The organism is Vibrio sp. K4 (genome assembly GCF_051122595.1).
In the GTDB taxonomy this organism is placed as follows: Bacteria; Pseudomonadota; Gammaproteobacteria; order Enterobacterales; family Vibrionaceae; genus Vibrio; species Vibrio owensii.
This window is the reverse complement of the sequence record NZ_CP178578.1, coordinates 521,885-542,040: the sequence shown is the minus strand read 5'-3', so window position 1 is coordinate 542,040 and position 20,156 is coordinate 521,885. Positions and strand designations below refer to the sequence as shown.

The window sequence follows — 20,156 nt, the reverse complement described above, 5'->3', positions numbered from 1 at the left end:
CCAGAATGTGGTAACACCTTGTTTTCGATTGTTTCGTACTAATTAAATTGTGAATTATTGAACGGCTTTAATTTTCTCAACCAATTCATTTAATTCAGGATTTGTCTTTTCTAGGTCCGCGTACATTGGTTGAACCGCTTCAACAAATGCCGCTTTATTTGGCTCTACAAAAGTCACACCCATCTTCTCTGCTTTCGCGCGCTCTTTCGCTTCAGACTCAGCCCATAGCTTCCTCATGTATTCCGAAGAGTCTGCCGCTGCTTTCATCAGTGCTTTTTGCTGCTCTGGCGTTAGCTTGTCGTAAGTCTTCGTTGAGATAACCAAAACGTCCGGAACCATTGTGTGCTCATCTAAGCTGAAGTATTTCGATACCTCACTGTGACGGCTCAAGCTGAACGATGGGATATTGTTTTCCGCAGCATCCACCACACCTTGTTGCAATGCTGTGTATAGCTCACCGTATGCCAATGGTGTTGGGTTACCACCTAACGCTTTTACCATCGCAATCGCAGATGGGCTCGGCTGTACGCGCACTTTCAGACCTTTTAGATCTTCCGGCGTATTGATTGGTTTATTGGTGTAGAAGCTACGCGCACCCGCATCGTAGTAAGTCACACCAATAAAGCCGCTGTCCGCTGAAGAATTCAGGATTTCACGACCTACTTCACCGTCTGTCACTTTGTAGTAGTGGTCTTTATCACGGAACAAGTAAGGCATGTTGAATGCTGCGTAAGCTGGGGAGAAAGCTTCCAATTCTGCCGCGTTGCTCTTCACCATATCTAGAGCGCCGTTTTGCATTAGCTCCATCGATTCACGCTGTGTACCTAGCTGTGCATCAGGGTAAATACGGATACGAACTTCACCGTCTGTCATTTCACGAACTTCTTTTGCCATAAAGTCCATTGCTTTATGCACGGCATGGTCACGAGGGTGGTTGTGACTCAGCTTCAAAGTGGTCGCAGCATAAGCAGAAGCGGTGGCGCCGAAGGTCATTGCAGCACCGACTACAGCGCTTAAAAGAGTCTTACGCGTCATCATTGTTCTATTCTCCTTGGATTGGTTGTCCAATATGTAGGGTAGTTTTAATTATTTAACGGTATTTCTTGTTTCGAGGCCATTATTGGCGATCAAAAAACCTATCGTCAAAACAAAAATGCAAATTGATTGACCAAAATCACAATCACAACCCTTAAATTGGCCAACCAATCCAATTGTGAACCTGCTCACGTGACAACCAAATTGGCTAACTTATAATCCGATCAGAAAGATTAGCGTATGTTACTGCCCTACACAGAAACAACTTCTTACATTGGTTAACCAGTTGTTATGAGGTACGCGTATTTACTTAAAGGAAATAAAAATGAATAAATTGGTCAAATACATAAACAGGGGGCTGGCTGCCTTTACGGTCTCTCTCTCGACCTTCCTCGTCATTTGCGTAGTCTGGCAAGTGTTATCACGCTATGTGATTGGCAAACCAAGCACCGTTACTGACGAACTTGCTCGCTATCTCTTTATGTGGGTTGCGTTAATTGGCGCGGCATACACCACTGGTCTTAAACGCCACCTTGCTATCGACTTGCTAACAATGAAGCTGCAAGGCAAGCGCAAACTCATCAATGAAATCGTCATCCAAATTGCCATCGCACTGTTCTCTTACGTGGTGTTGGTTCACGGCGGTACACAACTGGCACTGAAAACTCTGGCAACTGGCCAGTTAACACCTGCGCTTGGCTTGGAAATGGGCTACATCTACTTCTGCCTACCAATCAGTGGCGCACTGATGATCTTCTACTCTGCGGTATTTGCTTTCGACCGTGTAAAACAATTGACGTCTGGTGAAGCCCTACTCACCGACACCCAGCTTGATTAATAGAGGGTTCCACAATGGAATGGCAATTAATTCTCACCCTGTTCGGTAGCTTCGCGGTCTTATTGACGATTGGCGTACCGGTTTCTTTCGCTATCGGTTTGTCATCGCTAGCCACTATTTTAATGAGCTTACCGCTAGAGCCTGCGATCGCCGTTGTCGCGCAGCGTATGGCGGCAGGCCTTGATAACTTTGCTCTACTGGCAATCCCGTTCTTTATCTTGGCGGGTAACATCATGAACCAAGGTGGTATCGCGCTGCGTCTTATCAACTTTGCAAAAGTGCTTGGTGGCCGCCTTCCTGGTTCACTCGCACACGTGAACGTAATGGCGAACATGATGTTTGGTTCGATTTCTGGCTCTGCGGTAGCGTCTGCAGCAGCGGTTGGCGGCACCATGTCTCCTCTACAAAAGAAAGATGGCTACGATGAGAACTTCTCTGCAGCAGTGAACATCACTTCTTGCCCATCTGGCTTGTTGATTCCGCCAAGTAACACACTGATCGTGTTCTCATTGGTGTCTGGCGGTACGTCTATCGCGGCACTGTTCCTAGCGGGTTACATTCCTGGCATTTTGATGGGTCTTAGCATCATGGTGGTGGCAGGTATCATTGCAAAACGCCGTGGCTACCCAGTGGCAGCACGCCCTTCTTTGGCAATGGTTTGGAATACCTTCTTAAAAGCAGCCCCATCTTTGGCACTGATTGTGATCATCATGGGTGGCATCATTGGCGGTATCTTTACGGCAACAGAAGCATCAGCTATCGCGGTGGTTTATACCTTTGTGCTAGCGGTGTTGATTTACCGCGAAGTGAAATGGCGTGACATTCCAAAGATCATCCTAGAGTCTGCGGTGACCACTTCTATCGTATTGCTACTGGTTGGCGCATCAATGGGCATGTCTTGGGCGATGGCGAACGCCGACATTCCTTACATGATTGCAGATGCCCTACTGGCTATCTCTGACAACCCAATGATGATTCTGTTGATCATCAACGTCATTCTGCTGATTGTCGGTATCTTCATGGACATGACACCAGCGGTACTGATCTTTACGCCTATCTTCCTGCCAATCGCACTGGATATGGGTATTGACCCTGTACACTTCGGCATCATGATGACCTTCAACTTGGCTATCGGTATCTGTACCCCACCAGTAGGTAGCGCGTTGTTCATCGGTTGTTCTGTGGCGAACGTTGCCATCGACAAAGTAATTAAACCTCTACTTCCATTCTACGTTGCACTGATTGCAGCACTAATGGCCGTGACCTTTATTCCTCAGCTAAGCCTGTTCTTGCCTAACCTTGTTCTTGGCTACTAAGCGCTTGGTTATAAGTTTTAGATTACGAATTATTAAAATACACCATCCCGTAGGTTCGCCTGCGGGAAAAGGGATACCAAAATGAAGACTATTTCCAATTCCACTCTGAATGACCACGTTCTGCTTCCGGACTACGACCGCTCAACACTTAAAAGCCGTATTGTTCACCTTGGTTTCGGTGCTTTCCACCGAGCGCACCAAGCTCTATTCACCAATGAAATGTTGAGCAAAACGGGCTCTGACTGGGGCATTTGCGAAATCAACCTATTTGGTGGTGAGGACTTAATTCAATCGCTACGCGCGCAAAACCACCTCTACACAGTGGCAGAGAAAGGCGCAGAATCGACTGAGGTAAAAGTGATTGGTTCAGTCACCGAATCACTCCACCCAAGCCTCGACAGCATTCAAGCAGTGTTAGAAAAAATGGCAGAACCACAAGTGGCGATCGTTTCAATGACGATTACCGAGAAAGGCTACTGCGCCGACCCTGCGACGGGCACGCTTGATAAAAACAACCCGCTGGTGATTGCTGACCTTGCCAACCCAACTGAGCCAAAATCGGCACTGGGTTACATCGTGCAAGCATTGAAGATGCGCCGTGAACGCGGGCTGATGCCATTTACCGTGATGTCTTGCGATAACGTGCAAGAGAATGGTCACGTAGCAAAAGCAGCGGTACTTGAGTTCGCTCAATTGCTTGACCCAGAATTGCGCGACTGGATTGAAACCAACGTTACCTTCCCTTGCACCATGGTTGACCGCATTGTGCCAGCAGCAACCGAAGAGACGCTGATCGAAATCGCTGAGCTCCTTGGCTGTGAAGATCCATGTGGCATCGCTTGTGAACCATTCCGCCAATGGGTTATCGAGGATAACTTCGTGGCAGGTCGCCCGGATTGGAACGTGGCTGGCGCAGAATTTGTCGCCGACGTAGTGCCTTACGAAGAAATGAAGCTGCGCATGCTAAATGGTAGCCATTCGTTCCTAGCCTACCTAGGTTACCTTGGTGGTTACGCGCACATCTCTGACACCATGACAGATGAAGGCTACCGCAAAGCGGCATTCGATATGATGATGCAAGCGCAAGCTCCTTCGCTGACCATGCCAGAAGGCACCGATTTAGAAGGCTACGCTAAGCTGCTTATCGAGCGCTTCACTAACCCAAGCTTGAAACACAAAACATGGCAAATCGCGATGGATGGCAGCCAGAAGATCCCACAACGCATGGGCGGCAGCTTACGATTCCATCTTGCTCAAGGTTCTAACTTCTCATGGTTGGCAACGGCGATTGCAGGTTGGATGCGCTACGTATCCGGCGTGGACGAGCAAGGCAACGACATTGATGTTCGCGATCCAATGGCAGGGACACTACGTCAGATCTGCGACCAACACGGCTTGAATGTTTCTGTTGTGCCTGCGTTGCTCGCTGTTGAAGCCATCTTCCCTGCAGAGCTTGGTCAAAACCCACAAGTGATTGATGCGGTGAGCAGTGCTTACCAATCGCTAATCGATAACGGTGCTCGTGCCACTGTCGCTGCGTTGTAATAGGAGTTAACGATGAAGAATTTCTTGTGTGAAGACTTTTTACTCTCAAACGAAACTGCACGTCGCTTGTATCATGAGCATGCGTTCCACCAGCCAATTTATGATTACCACTGCCACTTAAACCCAGCAGAAGTGGCGCAAAATCGTCAGTTCGATAACTTGGGTCAAATCTGGCTTGAAGGCGATCACTACAAATGGCGTGGTATGCGCTCGGCAGGCATTGAAGAGCGTTTGATTACAGGTGATGCGAGCGATTACGACAAATACATGGCGTGGGCGAAGACGGTTCCTCAAACTTTGGGCAACCCGCTTTACCACTGGACGCACTTAGAACTGCGTCGCCCATTCGGCATTACCAATACGCTGTTTAGCCCAGACACAGCAGAGCAAATTTGGCATCAATGTAATGAGCTGCTTGCGACACCTGAGTTCACAGCTCGCGGCATCATGCAGCAAATGAACGTCGTAATGGCGGGCACGACCGATGACCCTATCGATTCACTAGAACACCACAAAGCGATCGCAGAAGACGACACCTTTAACGTTAAAGTACTGCCAAGTTGGCGTCCGGATAAAGCGTTCAAGATTGAATTGGACGTCTTTGCGGATTACATGCACAAACTGGGCGAAGTAGCAGACATTGAAATCCGCCGCTTTGATGATTTATTGAGTGCGCTTGATAAACGTTTGGCACACTTCGATACACATGGATGTCGTGCGGCAGACCACGGCATTGAGATCGTCCGTTACGCACCGATCCCAAGCGAGGCTGATTTAGATGCGTTGCTGACCCGTCGTTTGAATGGCGAAGTATTGTCAGAACTTGAATGCGCGCAGTTCTCTACAGCGGTTCAAGTGTGGCTCGGCAAACGCTACGCGCAATTGGGCTGGGTCATGCAGCTTCATATTGGCGCGCAGCGCAACAACAGCACACGCATGTTCCAACTGTTAGGTGCTGATGCTGGCTTTGACTCGATTGGCGATCGCCCATTTGCTTTTGAACTGGCACATCTATTGGATGAAATGGACCAAACCAACGAGCTGCCTCGCACCATTCTTTACTGTTTGAACCCTCGTGACAACGAAATGATGGCAACCATGATTGGTAACTTCCAAGGTGGCGGTATCGCTGGCAAAGTGCAGTTTGGCTCTGGTTGGTGGTTCAACGACCAGAAAGACGGCATGCAACGCCAAATGGAGCAGCTTTCTCAACTTGGTTTGCTCAGCCAATTCGTCGGCATGTTAACGGACTCGCGCAGCTTCTTGTCTTACACCCGCCACGAATACTTCCGCCGCATCTTGTGTGACATGGTCGGTCGTTGGGCAGAGAACGGCGAAGTTCCGAATGACCTATCGTTGCTTGGCCCTATGGTCGAAGACATCTGTTTTGGTAACGCAAAACGCTACTTTGAAGAGAGGGCGTAACCAATGAAGCACATCGCCATTATTGGTGAATGTATGATTGAGCTGAATGGCAAACCGTTCGGCTCAATGCATCAAACATTTGGTGGGGATACGCTCAACGCTGCGGTTTATTTGAGCCGCGGCTGCGAAGCCAATAACAAACCTAATGAAGTCAAAGTCTCTTACGTTACGGCGCTTGGTAATGACCCGATCAGTACAGGCATGCTGACTCGCTGGGAAGACGAAGGCGTCTCAACAGACTTAGTGCTGCGCGATGAGACCCGTACACCGGGTTTGTACCTGATTCAGCTTGATGACCAAGGCGAACGTACATTCCTATATTGGCGCAATCAATCAGCAGCACGTTACCTACTTCAACATCCAAATTTTGGACTGGTTAAGCAAACATTAACTCAAGTGGATGCGGTGTTTCTCAGCGGTATCTCTTTAGCCATCTTGCCAGAAGAAGACCGAATTTCACTGCTCAACTTATTGGTCGAACTTAAAGCCCAAGGCGTTGAAATCGCGTTTGATAGTAACTTCCGCCCAGCACTATGGCCTCGAGACAATAATCAAACCGTCAAAAACGTTTACCAAGCCATGTATCAACTGACGGACGTTGCCTTGGTGACTTTTGATGATGAGCAATTGATCTGGGGTGACGAAACACCAGAGCAAACCATTGAACGCCTTACCTCTCTTGGCGTGGGCAAATGCATCATCAAGCTCGGCGCAGATGGCTGCTTAGTTCAAGACTCAACAAATCAGGGTTCGAGCGCGGCTCTGGCTCCACAAGCCGTGCCAACCCAACCTGTCGCTCAAGTGGTGGACACCACATCGGCGGGCGACTCATTCAATGGTGGCTTTTTATCGGCTTACCTTGCTGGCGCCGATCTCGCGACCTCATGTCAAAGAGGCAATGCACTGGCAGGTGCTGTGATTCAACATCGCGGCGCCATCATTCCCAAAGCATTCACACAACCGGCGCTTGGCGTCGTTTAAGGAACACTCATGTCTAGCATTAAAGAACAATTGAAAGCTCTGAAAGTCATCCCTGTTATCGCCATAGATAAAGCAGAAGACATTATCCCACTGGGTAAAGTACTGGCAGAGAACGGACTACCAGCCGCTGAAATCACCTTCCGTTCAGCAGCGGCTGCAGAAGCGATTCGCCTACTGCGTGAAACCCAGCCAGACATGCTGATTGGCGCAGGTACGGTGCTGAATCGCGAGCAAGCAATTGCAGCAAAAGAAGCAGGCGCAACCTTTATCGTATCGCCCGGCTTTAACCCAAATACCGTTAAAGCGTGCCAAGAAATCGGGATTGATATCGTACCGGGTGTGAACAATCCAAGCACAGTTGAAGCCGCACTGGAAATGGGATTAACCACCTTGAAGTTCTTCCCTGCCGAAGCTTCTGGCGGCATCAGCATGGTGAAATCACTGCTCGCGCCATACACCGACATTGAACTGATGCCTACTGGTGGCATTAACCCTGCGAACATCAAAGATTACTTAGCTATCCCGCGCGTATTGGCATGTGGTGGTACGTGGATGGTAGACAAGAAACTGATCGAAGCGGGCAACTGGGAAGAGCTTGCTCGCCTAACTCGCGAAGCAGTAGCACTTGTAAATAAGTAATGATTGGTAAGTAATCTTAGGCTCTTGGGTAACCCCTTAGCGAATTAGATAAAGTGCCCAGCCCTCCCTTTGTGGAGGGCTGATTCGTTCAAAACGTGGCTCAATTGATTGGATTATCGCGGTAAGTAGATTCCTGATCTCGCCTATGCTCGTCGTAATGACGGATGACATATTCACCCTTATTCGTCATCCTGAAAAGCGAGGCACGAGCGTGATTTAGGATCTACTCACAGAGTGAATCAAACTCTAAAATGACATCTACTTTGAAGGATGTTCAGGGCTTACTCACTTAATGGAAATAGCTCAAAGAACAACACTCTAGGGAAATAAATGGAAAACTGGTTAGCACAAGGCATTGGTGGCATCGCGTTTGTGGTTGGCGTGATGGCATTCTGGCAAAAAGACGACATGCGCTTTCGCTATCAGATGATGGCGTTTTGTTTCATCATGGGTATTCACTTTGCCCTGATGGGCGCAACCGTCGCCGCCATTGGTGTGATCATTAATGGCATTCGCAGTTTCGCCTCAATCAAAACTCAATCACGTAAAGTAATGTGGTTCTTCATTGCTCTTATGTGGCTGATGACCCTGCCAAACATCACTCACTTTTTTGAGCTACTCACGGTAATCGGATCGTCCGTCGCCACTTGGGCGCTCTTTTCCAAACAAGGCATCACTCTACGTAGCTTAATTTTGTTTAATTCCTTCTGCTGGGTCAGCCACAATATTTGGCTTGGATCTATCGGTGGTTCATTAGTCGAGAGTACTTTTATCATCACCAATTTACTGACCATATATCGCTTGTATAAATCGAGCAAAAATAATAACCAGACACAAACTTTAAATCAGGGCTAATGTATTTAGCCCTTTTTCTCACCTGGTAATAATTTTGGAGTAAACGATAACAGCCATAGCGTTACATAGAATTTGGAAGCGACATAACACAAACTTAAAGCGCTGATTTTTAAGAATTTAAATGACGAGAATAGACTGCAAAACTAAGATCACATTTAATTTGGTCAACCTATTTTTAATTATATATTGAGTTAAATCACCTAAATAAAAAATATGGTGATCCAAATCTTCAGTTTAATTTATTTTGGTTAACCAAAATTACGCTAATTACTAATATTGGTCTGGAAAAACAACTATACCAACATTAGGACAGCGACATGAAACGTCTTACCCAACTCACTCCTATCGCAGTGGCGCTTGTTCTCGCAGGGTGTAATTCATCCGACGATGACAACAGCTATGTTCAACCAGAAGTCTTCTCTCGAGTACACGACGTACTCAGCGTTGACGGCTATCAATTTAGAGATTCCAATGGCAACGGAACGTTAGAGCCGTTTGAAGATTGGCGTCTCACACCAGAAGAGCGCGCCGCTGATCTTGTTAGCCGAATGACGCTTGAAGAGAAAGCCGGCATGATGCTTATCGACACACTAAACTCCGGTGAAGGCGGTGTCGTAACAAGCAAAGGTCAAGACATGATCGCCGATGCTCAGATGACCCGCTTTATCTTCCGCAACAACGTGGTGGAAACCCCAGAAAACGCGCCAAACTGTGATAGCGGGCGCTCTGGCTGCCAGATTTCACCTAAAGAAGCGGCGACTTTCATGAACAGTGTTCAAGAGCTGCGAGAGAAAACCCGCATGGGTATCCCTGCTCTATTTAAGTCCAATGCACGCAACCACATCGATCCATCTGCAAAAGCGGGTATCAACGTATCTTCGGGTGCATTCTCGGCTTGGCCAAAAGAAGCTGGACTTGCAGCCACCCGCGATATGGCGCTGATTGAAGAGTTTGCGGGCATCATGAATGAAGAATGGTCATCGATTGGTTTACGCAGTATGTATGGCTACATGATGGATTTGGCAACAGAGCCTCGTTGGTACCGCGTACATGAAACCTTTACAGAAGACGCGGATCTCGCGGCAGATATCATGCGCTCTTTGATCAACGGTCTACAAGGTGGTGGAGCTATTGACCAAGACAGCATCGCCCTTACGATCAAACACTTTCCTGGTGGTGGTCCTCAAGAAAACGGCGGTGACCCTCACTACGACTTTGGGCAAAACCAAGTCTATCCAAAAGACAACTTTGATTACCACTTGATCCCGTTTATTGCCGCGATTGATGCTGGTGCCTCTTCCATCATGCCTTACTACGGCATACCAGTAGATCAAAAGTGGATGCCAAATGATGTGGGCATGTCCTTCTCTAAAGGCATTGTGACCGATCTACTGCGCGGTGAGCTAGGCTATACCGGCAACGTCAACTCCGATACAGGTATCATCGGCGACCGTGCATGGGGTGTGGAAGATAAAACCATCGACGAACAAGTTGCGATGGTAATCGAAGCTGGCGTCGACGTTCTCTCTGGCTTTAATGATAAAGACGTCATCGTAAATCTGGTCAACAAAGGACTGATTGACGAAGAGCGTGTCGATCTCTCAGTGACTCGTCTCGTCAAAGAGCAGTTCCAACTGGGCTTGTTTGAAAACACGTATGTGGACGTCGATAAAGCCCAAGAAATCTTAGGCAACGCCGAACATCAAGAACGCGCAGATTACGCTCAGAAGAAATCCGTGGTTCTGCTGCAAAACACAGACAAGACATTGCCGCTAGCCAAACCAAACGCCGACAAAGCAGTTTCGCTCTACGTGATGGGTATGGATGAAACCATCGCCGGTGACGAACGTTATGGCTTTGATGTGACCTCTGGTGATTATGAAGATGGTGAAGCTCGCCCACCAGTACCAGCAGGCACTGATTACGCCGTTATTCGCGTTCGCGTCTCCAATGAAGGTGCGGATCCTGAGCTTATCTTTGGCGGTGCAAACCCAGATGAACTCGACCTGCTGGCATTCAGCCAAATGGCAACCGCTGCATCTTGGAAAATTGAGCCAAGTCTGACCGATATCCAAGCCGTCATGAATGAAATTGGCGCAGAGAATACCGTGCTTTCAATTAACTTCCGTCAACCGTTTGTATTAGATGACGCAAGTAACATGAAAAAATCGGGCGCAATCTTAGCCACCTTCGGTGTATCAGACAGCAACTTAATGGAAGTCCTTTCAGGCAACTTTGCTCCTCAAGGCAAGCTTCCATTTGCACTGGCAAACAGCGCGCAAGCGATTTTGAACCAGCACTCTGACTACCCAGGTTATGACGAAGCCGACACCTTATACGAATTCGGTCACGGGCTAAGTTACGAATAACCTTTTACCCACCTAACAAGGCAGTGTTTCGACGCTGCCTTTGTTGGATCTACCTGAGGAATAAACCATGGAACACATACTGCAGTTAGACTGGGTTGACCAAAGCATTCCCCATAAAGTTTGGGTTGAACAATACTACGATGGATGCCGCATTTGCCTAAAAGTCGTCAAGGATGTTGAGCCAGAAATGCTCTCATTGATTGTGCCGAACATTGATGTGAAAAGCGTTCGTCAGGCATGGCAAGGTAAAGCTATTAACGTTACACCGGCTTATGATGATGGCGTCCTTTTCACTCAAACTCGCTCACTGTTCAACCTCCCTCATGGTTGCGTGATTTGGGCCGTCACTCATATCAAGATGCAAAATGGTTTGAAAATGTCCGCAGACAAGCTCTGTTTTGTACCGAAACATTCAAAGCAAGATTCTCGCTTTCAACAAGAGCATCACGCTGAGGCATGTTAAACCAAAAAGGTCAGCTCTACAGCTGACCTTGTTTTTATCTGTGCTTCACTTGCCTGACATATTGCCAAAACCCAAGACTTCAAAGCGCACCTATAAACAGCCAAAATACTCCAACAATTCTTCGCGAAATGAAGACAAATATCTTTGTGATGTGCCTTCTAAAAGAAGCTGCAAGATTATGGCGTGATACAGCAAAGCATCAAGTATAAAACGATGCTTTAAATCGCCCCTTTTCTTTTGAAATCAGACTTCTAATGAAAATGCGAGAAGAACCTTCACTCCGCACTCTGTCAGAGCTTTGTCAAGACAGAGAACGCACACTTACCCTCACATAAAACCTTCACATCACGGTCATAATCTAGGGTCTAAAATTACCCTTGAACTCGTGTCTACGGACGAAATTTTCAATCGTTAGTTGTGGGAGGTTGCTATGGAAAAGTACTGTCCAATATGTCAAACAGAGTTAATCGATAGAAGTCACTATCTTATCTGTCCTAGAAACAATATTGGCGAATGCGCGTATGATGGCTACGAGGATCACCACAACCATTGCTGTCATGAAGTGGGCGAAAACACCCATGAGAAAGAATTGGTCGCTTTAGATTAAACCAACCTAACAGTGACGAAGCATAAAAATGCCACTCAATGTTGAGTGGCATTTTTCTTTGTATTGTCTGAGATTTACGGGCAGGTTACATCTACACTACCAACCAAAGTACTATCTGCTTGGACTTCAATGTTAAAACTATTGCCATTGGTTGATTTAAGACATGTCACTGAAACCGAGTAGGTTCCATCATTGTTATCCACAATATCACTAAATGAGCCAAATCCCCCAGCTGTGAATATGAATGCGTCTGAAGAAGAGTCAACAGTCACTACGTGCCCTCCATGCCCTAAATCGGTACCACTCGAATCTTTAAGCGTGATTGTGATATTACCTGAACCATTTAACTCCGTAGGTGTTACAACACTTTCTGCAGCATCGACTTGGGTAACCGTTAAAGGCAACGAATTACTCAATGAGAGAGCCCCAACAGCAGCACTCACGACATAACTGCCTGCAGTATCTGCAGTAACTGACACCGTGTAGGTACCATCACCATTATCTACAGGATTGCCATAGCTTAGCCCCGTTCCTTGTGGGCTCAACACCAGATCACCGTAGCTTTGTGTGTAAGCACTGCCATCGGCTTTCTTTAAAGCAACCGTGATAACTGCACTATGATCGCCTCCCACACCAAAGGTGGAAATATCACTCGTGATGGTAGACTGAGAAGCGCTTGGCGCTACCGCCTCAAATGTGAGGTTTAGCGTGCCAACGGTTCCAGAGTCATAGGTCGCAGTAACAGTGGCCTCACCAACAACACTAGAGCTAATGTTGCTTGTGTACACCCCATTGCTAGTTTTCACTAAATCAGTCATATCAGCAGAGCCCGCTGTAATCGTGAGCTCAGGACTGTTCGATGTTGGAGCAAACGCATTGCCAGCGTAGTCTTTCAGCATGACTGTCAACTGAGCAGTACTGTTGCCATCTGCTGCAATAGTGGTGATATCGGCTTGCAATGTCGACTGCGATAAATCAATGACAGCATTAAAAGTGAGCTCAACATCGTTAGCCAACTGAGTGTTACCTATGCTCGCACCAAAGGTATAACTACCTGCATTCACCGTTGTAAAGACAGCAGTATACGAACCATCACCGTTGTCTGTATTTGATACTTCCGTTACCCCACTAGGCACAGAGAATGAAATCTCCCCCGCGGACGATGTATAGTCAGCACCATTGGTGTCTTTTAGTTGAACCGTTACGGTAATCTGGTCACTACCATTTGCGTTCGCGGATTCTTTATCACGACTGAATGCAGCAGCAGACAGATTTAAGACCTGAGCATAAGACAAAGAAATAGAGCGGGATAACTGGGTGCCACCAATCGACACTCCTACGGATTTGTTACCTGCACTCGAGCTAGAGAAACTCACAGTGTAAGTACCATCACCATTATCTTGAGAAGTAACGGAACTAACGCCTGTTGGCATAGAGAGCTGAAGAGTGCCGCCTGAACTTGTGTAGTTGTTACCTTCCGTATCTTTCAATTGAATGGTTACTGTGATCACATCGGATCCGTCGGCATTCGCAGAACTTTTATCACGAGTAAATTCAGTGTTGCTGAGGTCAAGAACTGGAGTAAATTCAAAGGAAATGGATTCAGCAAATTTACTGCCGTCTAGCGAAGCTCCCACTGTGTAGGAGCCTGACGTAGAGCTTTTGTACTTCACAGTATAAGAGCCATCGCCATTATCTTGGCTGTCGAACTTAGTTAACCCATCTGGTGTATCAAAAACGACTGCACCGCTAGAACTGGTGTAATCATCCCCCTCTTTGTCTTTTAGCTGCAAGGTCACGGTAATGACGTCAATACCATCTGCGCTTGCTGAACTCTTATCAAGTGAGAAGTCAGCGCTGTTGGTATCTAACACGGGCGTAAACTCGATATCTATGCTGCTAGATAGTGCGCTACCTGCAATCGATGCTGTGATATTGAAGGTTTTTGACGTTTCACTGGTGAACACGCCAGTGTAAGTGCCATCGTCATTATCTTGATAAGACTTCAAAGTTAACCCAGAAAGCTCGCCAAACTTGATGTCACCACCAGACGATGTGTAGTCATTTCCATCCGTATCTTTGAGTTGTACAGTCACCTTAATTTGCTCACTACCATCCGCACTGGCGGACGCTTTATCTCGACTGAAGACGGCATTTGAGAAATCAACCACAGGAATAAACTCTACTGTCGCAGAGCCTCCTAAGGCATTGTCATCAATCTTACCGGAGATAACGACTTCTTGCGCTTTTGTAGACGTCACCTTGGCGCTATACGTACCATCACCATTAGAAGTAACCCCAGAAATCATGATCTCTTCGGCAGGCTCAGCACTCAAGGTAAGCTCACCTGAATTCGATTCACGAGCCGCACCAAATTCATCGCGCTCCTGAACGGTAATAATGATTTCTGCGACACCGTCTGCCAGCGCTTCTGTGTTCTCAGCAAAAACGAACGTTTGAAGGTAATCAATCGGTAATTCGGCAAGACAATATTCATTGGAGCTTGGTAACTGAATATCAAAAGTGATCGCATTATCGGCACTCGTCGTGGCGGTTGTACGTTCACCCCAATAATAACGGTTCTCAAAGTAAGAATAGGCAGAGCCCATGTATTCAATCGATTCGACCGCATCACTTTGCGTGGCGTTACCATCAGAGTCAGTTCTCCCCCATAAATAGTGAGAATAGTCTTGGTTGTACATCCAAAAATATGCTTCAGGTGCTGCTTTAAAGCGCGTGACGGCCATATCGTCGTCGGTACATACCAAGCGGGTTTTAATGGCCTGGTCAATTTTGTCACACAGTTGAAGTGACATCAGTGAAATAGTGGTCGTGTCTGCTTTGGCGGTAAATTCTACTTGTGCCCAAGTCTGCCCACCGTAGTAATAGAGTCGATATAACCCGTCTTCAACCAAGTTGGAAAACGTAATGCTATCCCCATTTACTTCACCCGAACTTTCATAAGAATAACCGGAATATAAGTAGTAATAGCCTGAGTCAACTGTCTGAGTTTTCGTTTCGTCGATTGGGCAAACTAACGACAGCCCTGTTTCGATATCAATACGAGGAGGGTTTACAATATTCAAGGTAGCCTTGAACGATTTAGTGGAGTCACTCGATACACCAAAACAGAAGTCATCGAGATCGAGTCCCTCTGAACCATCGGCTACTTCAATGACCTCACCGTCCACTTCAATCGACGCCAGCAAGCTATTACCTTGGCTGTCGAGCAAATCGAAATGACCAGCGAAGGCAGGCACTCGATTGATGTTTAGCTTTTCAGGGTCATCACCCCACCCTGAAGGCTTGTATGCCCAACCACCGCCAGCTTTGGTAAAGGAGAGGCGTAACTTTTGATTGTTGGGATCACCATTCGCATCCACAACGTCGACATCAAGTTGACAGCGATCTTGTCCGTACCAATCCAGATTGTAGTATGAGAGGTGAGTGATTGGTTTCGAGACGGTAAAGGTGTTTTCGTTTTCTTGCTCTATGACGGCATCACCTTCATAGCGCCATTTACCCGTAGAGTCGGTATAGCTCCAAATAGGGATCGTGCCGTCATCCAAAGATAGTGGTTCACCTGTTTGCGGATTTATCGTGGATTTTGGAACTTCAAATGCCAAGGTAACCCCTTCGCCATCAAACGATGACACTTTGTTGCCGCTCTCATCACCAATCTCAATCGCAACAAAACCAGCAGAAATAAAGGTTACGCTGTCAGGAGAGGTAATATCGCTTGGGAGCTCACCATCAAATCCATCTGGTGATAAACCTCCAGGGAAAAGGTATAGCGGGTTATTCTCATCATCAGCTAGGCCTTTTGGATCCGCAGAAAAAAGCATCATCGAAACAGAAACCTCTCCTAAAGGCGTAAAAGGCTGCCCATCTTCATCAATGAGCCCCGTGCCGGCAGGAATCGATAACTTGGCAGTTGCGCCATCAAGGATTTTGCCTCCATCCGTGCTGTCATCTTTGCTAACCGTCGCGATATCCACCTGAGAACTGGTGACGTGACCATCTAAGTCAACACGTTCTTCAGCAAAAGTAGTTGCCTCTTCAGCCTTTTCTGACTTAGGAACAATTTCAATCCAATAGTTATCGGACATCGTGGTTTGGGTCAGATCAAACACTTGAGAGTTAGAGAAAAAACCATCCCCTCTCACAATCACCGTCATCTTAGCCACTCCACCATTCACATCACTGGCGTTATCGACATCGAATGTGAATGGCACAATGCCAGATTCAGGCACTACCACAACGTTACTTTGAAATGCTTCCCCCTGATGGAAGCCAGCCACTTCTCTTCCTAGAACATCTTGTACTCGAACGGCAAACGTCTCATTCTGATTGGCAACATCGAAAACAAACAGCAGTTCTAGATTAGACATTTCGGTCTCATCAACTCGATTGGAGACATTAAGTGACAAGCTTTGTTGGTGAGAGATTTGAGACGTTAATGAGGTGGTCGTTTCAGTGGTAGAGTCATTACAGCCCGATATAACAAGCAAAGACATCATTCCCATCAGGCAATACAATCCTGCCCTTCTGCACGTGTTGATCATAACCATAACCTAGCCTTTATTTTTATATGAAACACAATACATATAAATAGCAGCTAAATAATACACCTGCATGATGTATGGGCAAAATCATACTCAGAGCACATTAGGATGAAACAAGTATTTTGCTATTCATTTGGACATTTTCTGCAATACAAATAAAAAAGCACCACATCTTTCAACATGGTGCTTTTTGGGGGAAATTCAGGGGGAGTCTACAGCACGACTTTGCGGCTTGGTAGGAACACTTCGCCTAACATACAGCGTACAGAACCACCGCCAATCGACTCGATGGTAGAAACGTCGAATGGCAGCAATTTACCGTGAGTCGCTAGTTGATTTCTTTGTGCTGGTGAGAACGCATCGTAAGCCGATTGAGACATAGCAATCACCTTATCGCCGCGTACCGTTTCCAATTGGAGGATGTTGCCGCAGAACTGGTTCATCTGCTCAAGAGAAATCGAGATCACCTGCTTATCTTTCGCCAATGATTTAAGCACAAAGCGACGCTCAAACTCAGGGATCACTTCATCACAAATCACGCAGAACTGCTCACCCACCGCCATCATCACGTTAGTGTGGTAAATCGGCGCGCCAGAAGGCAAACGGGTTTGGAAAGAAATCACGCGATCGTAACCAATGCGCTTGGCATAATCTTCTAACACCAGACGATCACAACGCTGTGAAAGCGCGGCATAAACGGTTTTGTGGAAGTGGTCGAACACCATCACGCCTGTGCTTTCTAGGTAGGCTTCTTCTCCGAGGTATTCGGTTAATGAATCTTGTTGATGCACTTCACGACCCGCTTGCGCTAATGCTGCGACCAGCGCATCTGGGCGAACTTCATGCTGACGGTTTTCACACGCCATCGGGAAGGTATACAAAGTACCTTCTGGAGTGGTGCTAAACCAGTTGTTCGGGAACACCGCATCTGGCGTGGCAATGTCTGATTGAGGGTAATCAAACTCGACGACTTGCACGCCTTCTTTACGCAATGTTTCAACCATCGCGGAAAATTCAGCCATGGTGTTACGTGAGACCTCTTCTTGAGTCAGAGAAACTTGGTGTTGAAACTCGTTGTCTTGCGCGGTTTCTTCGTTAAAACGAAACTCTTTCGGCGGCACCATCACAACGCAATTTGCGGTATGACGCAGAGCACTTTGCGTGCTTTCTTCTTTTCCATGTGCATTCTGAGGCACTGATTCGTGTAATAGCATCCAAACATTCCTTTTCACTAGAATGATGAGATTGTAAATTTATTGTTAACTTCGGTTTTGCTGTTTTTAATAATAAATTCATCAGCCAAAGGTAAATATTTCTGACAAAAACTCTTTTTACCCGACTTTTTATTGTCACCGTGCCGATTTACGGTTTTGTGGCGTGTGAATGACAATCTCAAGAATAATGCACTAGTGAATTCTTTATAACCAACTAGTTACATTTAAAATGCAATCGGTTAGACTATTTTTTCGCCTCTCTCACGTAAGTAATTTGTCTGCTTTTCTGGCTAGCAGACCTCAATATGTCTTATCACCACGTTCAGTGTTTCAACCTCGTCCAAGGTAGAAAGAATTGATGAATTCACTCTCTGACGTGGCAATGTTTTAACTTTAGGATGAGTTATGTTTAAACGATTTGAAGGCTTTACTGAGCCGTTCCCCAAATCACAGCCTGACCAACCCCCAACCGGGATTTACGCTTTCTTACGCCATTACACGCGTGGCTTTGAGAAACCGTTGATCATCATGTCGGTCATGTCGACGATTGTGGCAATCGTAGAAGTGTCCCTGTTTGGTGCCATGGGCCAGTTGGTTGATTGGCTATCCACCAGCAACCCAGAAACCTTTTTGCAAGACAACAAAGCGGACCTTATCTTCTACGGTTCTTTATTGTTGGTTGTCATGCCAATTTTGGTGGTGGTTTACTCGCTGCTGATTCACCAAACTTTGCTGGGTAACTACCCAATGTCGGTTCGTTGGCTTGCACACCGTTACTTGCTTAATCAAAGTCTGAACTTCTATCAGGACGATTTTGCGGGGCGTGTCGCCACCAAGGTGATGCAAACCTCTTTGGCGGTGCGAGAAACCGTCATGAAGACGATGGATGTGTTTGTTTATGTCTTGGTTTACTTCACCAGTATTATCGTGATGCTGGCGGCGGCTGACTGGCGCTTGATGATCCCAATGTTGGTTTGGCTAATGGCGTACATCGCTATTCAGATCCACTTTGTTCCGAAGCTAAAGGCCGTGGCTACTGAGCAAGCCGATGCACGCTCCACCATGACTGGGCGCATTGTCGACAGCTACACCAACATTCAAACCGTGAAGCTGTTCTCTCACAGTAAACGAGAAACCGAGTACGCCGAAGAAGGCATGAAAGGCTTCTTGAATACCGTGTATCGCCAAATGCGCTTGGTGACCGGCTTCGACGTAGCGGTAGAGATCTCCAACTATCTATTGGTGTTCTCAGTGGCTGCGCTGTCGATTTATTTGTGGCTGGATAGCGCGATTAGCGTTGGTGCGATTGCAATTGCTGTCAGCTTAGCTCTGCGTATCAACGGTATGTCGATGTGGATCATGTGGGAAGTCGGTGCCCTATTTGAAAACTTGGGCACCGTCGTAGATGGCATGAAGACGCTATCTAAACCTATCGACATCAAAGACAAAGCCGATGCGAAAGATCTGCAAGTTTCTCAAGGCGGCATCCACTTCGATAACGTTAGCTTCCATTATGGTGAGAAAAAGGGCGTGATTAACAACCTCGACCTTAATATCAAACCGGGTGAGAAAGTGGGCTTAGTTGGACGATCTGGCGCGGGTAAATCCACCTTAGTGAACTTGCTATTGCGCTTCCACGATGTAGAGGAAGGTTGCATCAAGATTGATGGGCAGGAAATCTCTAGCGTCACTCAAGACTCACTGCGATCGAATATTGGTATGGTGACACAAGATACGTCTTTGCTACACCGCTCAATCCGCGACAATATCTTGTATGGCAACCCAGATGCGACTGAAGAAGACCTGATTAAAGCGACTAAGCAAGCCCACGCACACGAGTTTATCGAAACCCTAACCGACCCGTTCGGCAACGTGGGTTACGACGCACAAGTGGGTGAGCGCGGTGTGAAACTGTCTGGTGGTCAACGCCAGCGTATTGCGATTTCACGCGTGCTGCTAAAAGACGCACCTTTGCTGGTACTTGATGAAGCGACTTCAGCACTGGATTCAGAAGTGGAAGCCGCCATTCAGGAAAGCTTGAACGAGCTGATGCAAGGCAAAACCGTTATCGCCATCGCGCACCGTTTGTCGACCATTGCGCAAATGGATCGCTTGATTGTGCTTGATAAAGGTAACATCGTCGAACAAGGCACACACAAAGAGCTTATTGCCAACAACGGCATTTACGCTCAGCTTTGGGCGCACCAGACAGGTGGCTTCCTTGGGGAGGAGTTGGAGAGTTAATCTTTCTACTGCCCCATTGCACTGAGCAATACAATCAAAGGCGATTCGGTTTAAACCACC

Annotated in this window: 13 protein-coding genes; 10 read left to right on the top strand and 3 right to left on the bottom strand. The window is 47.0% G+C overall.

Annotated elements, in window-relative coordinates; translation table 11 throughout:
* Window positions 1-54 precede the first annotated feature (54 nt).
* On the bottom strand, window positions 55-1,038 hold the full coding sequence (locus tag ACLIIY_RS19965) for a TRAP transporter substrate-binding protein (RefSeq protein ID WP_434529215.1): 984 nt from the start codon (window positions 1,036-1,038) through the stop codon (window positions 55-57).
* A 322-nt stretch (window positions 1,039-1,360) separates the two neighbouring features.
* On the opposite strand from ACLIIY_RS19965, the gene ACLIIY_RS19960 reads away from it, so the two are divergent.
* The 9 genes from ACLIIY_RS19960 (at window position 1,361) to ACLIIY_RS19920 (ending at window position 11,466) form a co-directional block, all read left to right on the top strand.
* Window positions 1,361-1,873 (top strand): TRAP transporter small permease, encoded by a 513-nt coding sequence (locus ACLIIY_RS19960; RefSeq protein WP_009706639.1) that lies wholly within the window; start codon window positions 1,361-1,363, stop codon window positions 1,871-1,873.
* 14 nt (window positions 1,874-1,887) lie between these two features.
* On the top strand, window positions 1,888-3,189 hold the full coding sequence (locus tag ACLIIY_RS19955; RefSeq protein WP_009706640.1) for a TRAP transporter large permease: 1,302 nt from the start codon (window positions 1,888-1,890) through the stop codon (window positions 3,187-3,189).
* 81 nt (window positions 3,190-3,270) lie between these two features.
* Complete coding sequence (locus ACLIIY_RS19950) at window positions 3,271-4,734, top strand: fructuronate reductase (RefSeq protein WP_434529214.1); 1,464 nt, start codon at window positions 3,271-3,273, stop codon at window positions 4,732-4,734.
* 12 nt (window positions 4,735-4,746) lie between these two features.
* Window positions 4,747-6,159 carry a glucuronate isomerase gene (gene uxaC / locus ACLIIY_RS19945; protein WP_053318140.1) on the top strand — a complete coding sequence of 471 codons (1,413 nt, stop codon included), beginning with the start codon at window positions 4,747-4,749 and terminating at the stop codon, window positions 6,157-6,159.
* A 3-nt stretch (window positions 6,160-6,162) separates the two neighbouring features.
* Window positions 6,163-7,140 (top strand): sugar kinase, encoded by a 978-nt coding sequence (locus tag ACLIIY_RS19940; protein ID WP_434529213.1) that lies wholly within the window; start codon window positions 6,163-6,165, stop codon window positions 7,138-7,140.
* A 9-nt stretch (window positions 7,141-7,149) separates the two neighbouring features.
* Entirely contained in the window at window positions 7,150-7,779 is a 630-nt protein-coding gene (locus tag ACLIIY_RS19935) for a bifunctional 4-hydroxy-2-oxoglutarate aldolase/2-dehydro-3-deoxy-phosphogluconate aldolase (protein ID WP_434529212.1), read from the top strand.
* A 330-nt stretch (window positions 7,780-8,109) separates the two neighbouring features.
* Complete coding sequence (locus ACLIIY_RS19930; protein WP_434529211.1) at window positions 8,110-8,634, top strand: YgjV family protein; 525 nt, start codon at window positions 8,110-8,112, stop codon at window positions 8,632-8,634.
* Between the two features lie 317 nt (window positions 8,635-8,951).
* Window positions 8,952-11,003, top strand: a complete 2,052-nt coding sequence (locus ACLIIY_RS19925; RefSeq protein WP_434529210.1) for a glycoside hydrolase family 3 N-terminal domain-containing protein — start codon at window positions 8,952-8,954, stop codon at window positions 11,001-11,003.
* 67 nt (window positions 11,004-11,070) lie between these two features.
* Window positions 11,071-11,466 (top strand): hypothetical protein, encoded by a 396-nt coding sequence (locus ACLIIY_RS19920; RefSeq protein WP_005429015.1) that lies wholly within the window; start codon window positions 11,071-11,073, stop codon window positions 11,464-11,466.
* A 681-nt stretch (window positions 11,467-12,147) separates the two neighbouring features.
* On the opposite strand, the gene ACLIIY_RS19915 is transcribed toward ACLIIY_RS19920, so the two are convergent.
* Both ACLIIY_RS19915 and ACLIIY_RS19910 read right to left on the bottom strand, forming a co-directional pair.
* Entirely contained in the window at window positions 12,148-16,464 is a 4,317-nt protein-coding gene (locus tag ACLIIY_RS19915; protein ID WP_434529209.1) for an invasin domain 3-containing protein, read from the bottom strand.
* A 386-nt stretch (window positions 16,465-16,850) separates the two neighbouring features.
* Window positions 16,851-17,852, bottom strand: a complete 1,002-nt coding sequence (locus ACLIIY_RS19910) for an arginine deiminase-related protein (protein WP_434529208.1) — start codon at window positions 17,850-17,852, stop codon at window positions 16,851-16,853.
* Between the two features lie 405 nt (window positions 17,853-18,257).
* Between ACLIIY_RS19910 and ACLIIY_RS19905 the strand changes: the two genes are divergently transcribed.
* Window positions 18,258-20,096: an ABC transporter ATP-binding protein gene (locus tag ACLIIY_RS19905; RefSeq protein ID WP_434529207.1), complete on the top strand. Its 1,839-nt coding sequence runs from the start codon at window positions 18,258-18,260 to the stop codon at window positions 20,094-20,096.
* Window positions 20,097-20,156 lie beyond the last annotated feature (60 nt).

Coding starts and splice junctions, on each gene's coding strand:
- ACLIIY_RS19905 (WP_434529207.1), top strand. CDS start 18,258: ATGTTTAAACGATTTGAAGGCTTTACTGAGCCGTTCCCCAAATCACAG.
- ACLIIY_RS19955 (WP_009706640.1), top strand. CDS start 1,888: ATGGAATGGCAATTAATTCTCACCCTGTTCGGTAGCTTCGCGGTCTTA.
- ACLIIY_RS19920 (WP_005429015.1), top strand. CDS start 11,071: ATGGAACACATACTGCAGTTAGACTGGGTTGACCAAAGCATTCCCCAT.
- ACLIIY_RS19935 (WP_434529212.1), top strand. CDS start 7,150: ATGTCTAGCATTAAAGAACAATTGAAAGCTCTGAAAGTCATCCCTGTT.
- ACLIIY_RS19915 (WP_434529209.1), bottom strand. CDS start 16,464: ATGTCTAATCTAGAACTGCTGTTTGTTTTCGATGTTGCCAATCAGAAT.
- ACLIIY_RS19960 (WP_009706639.1), top strand. CDS start 1,361: ATGAATAAATTGGTCAAATACATAAACAGGGGGCTGGCTGCCTTTACG.
- ACLIIY_RS19965 (WP_434529215.1), bottom strand. CDS start 1,038: ATGATGACGCGTAAGACTCTTTTAAGCGCTGTAGTCGGTGCTGCAATG.
- ACLIIY_RS19925 (WP_434529210.1), top strand. CDS start 8,952: ATGAAACGTCTTACCCAACTCACTCCTATCGCAGTGGCGCTTGTTCTC.
- uxaC (WP_053318140.1), top strand. CDS start 4,747: ATGAAGAATTTCTTGTGTGAAGACTTTTTACTCTCAAACGAAACTGCA.
- ACLIIY_RS19950 (WP_434529214.1), top strand. CDS start 3,271: ATGAAGACTATTTCCAATTCCACTCTGAATGACCACGTTCTGCTTCCG.
- ACLIIY_RS19940 (WP_434529213.1), top strand. CDS start 6,163: ATGAAGCACATCGCCATTATTGGTGAATGTATGATTGAGCTGAATGGC.
- ACLIIY_RS19910 (WP_434529208.1), bottom strand. CDS start 17,852: ATGCTATTACACGAATCAGTGCCTCAGAATGCACATGGAAAAGAAGAA.
- ACLIIY_RS19930 (WP_434529211.1), top strand. CDS start 8,110: ATGGAAAACTGGTTAGCACAAGGCATTGGTGGCATCGCGTTTGTGGTT.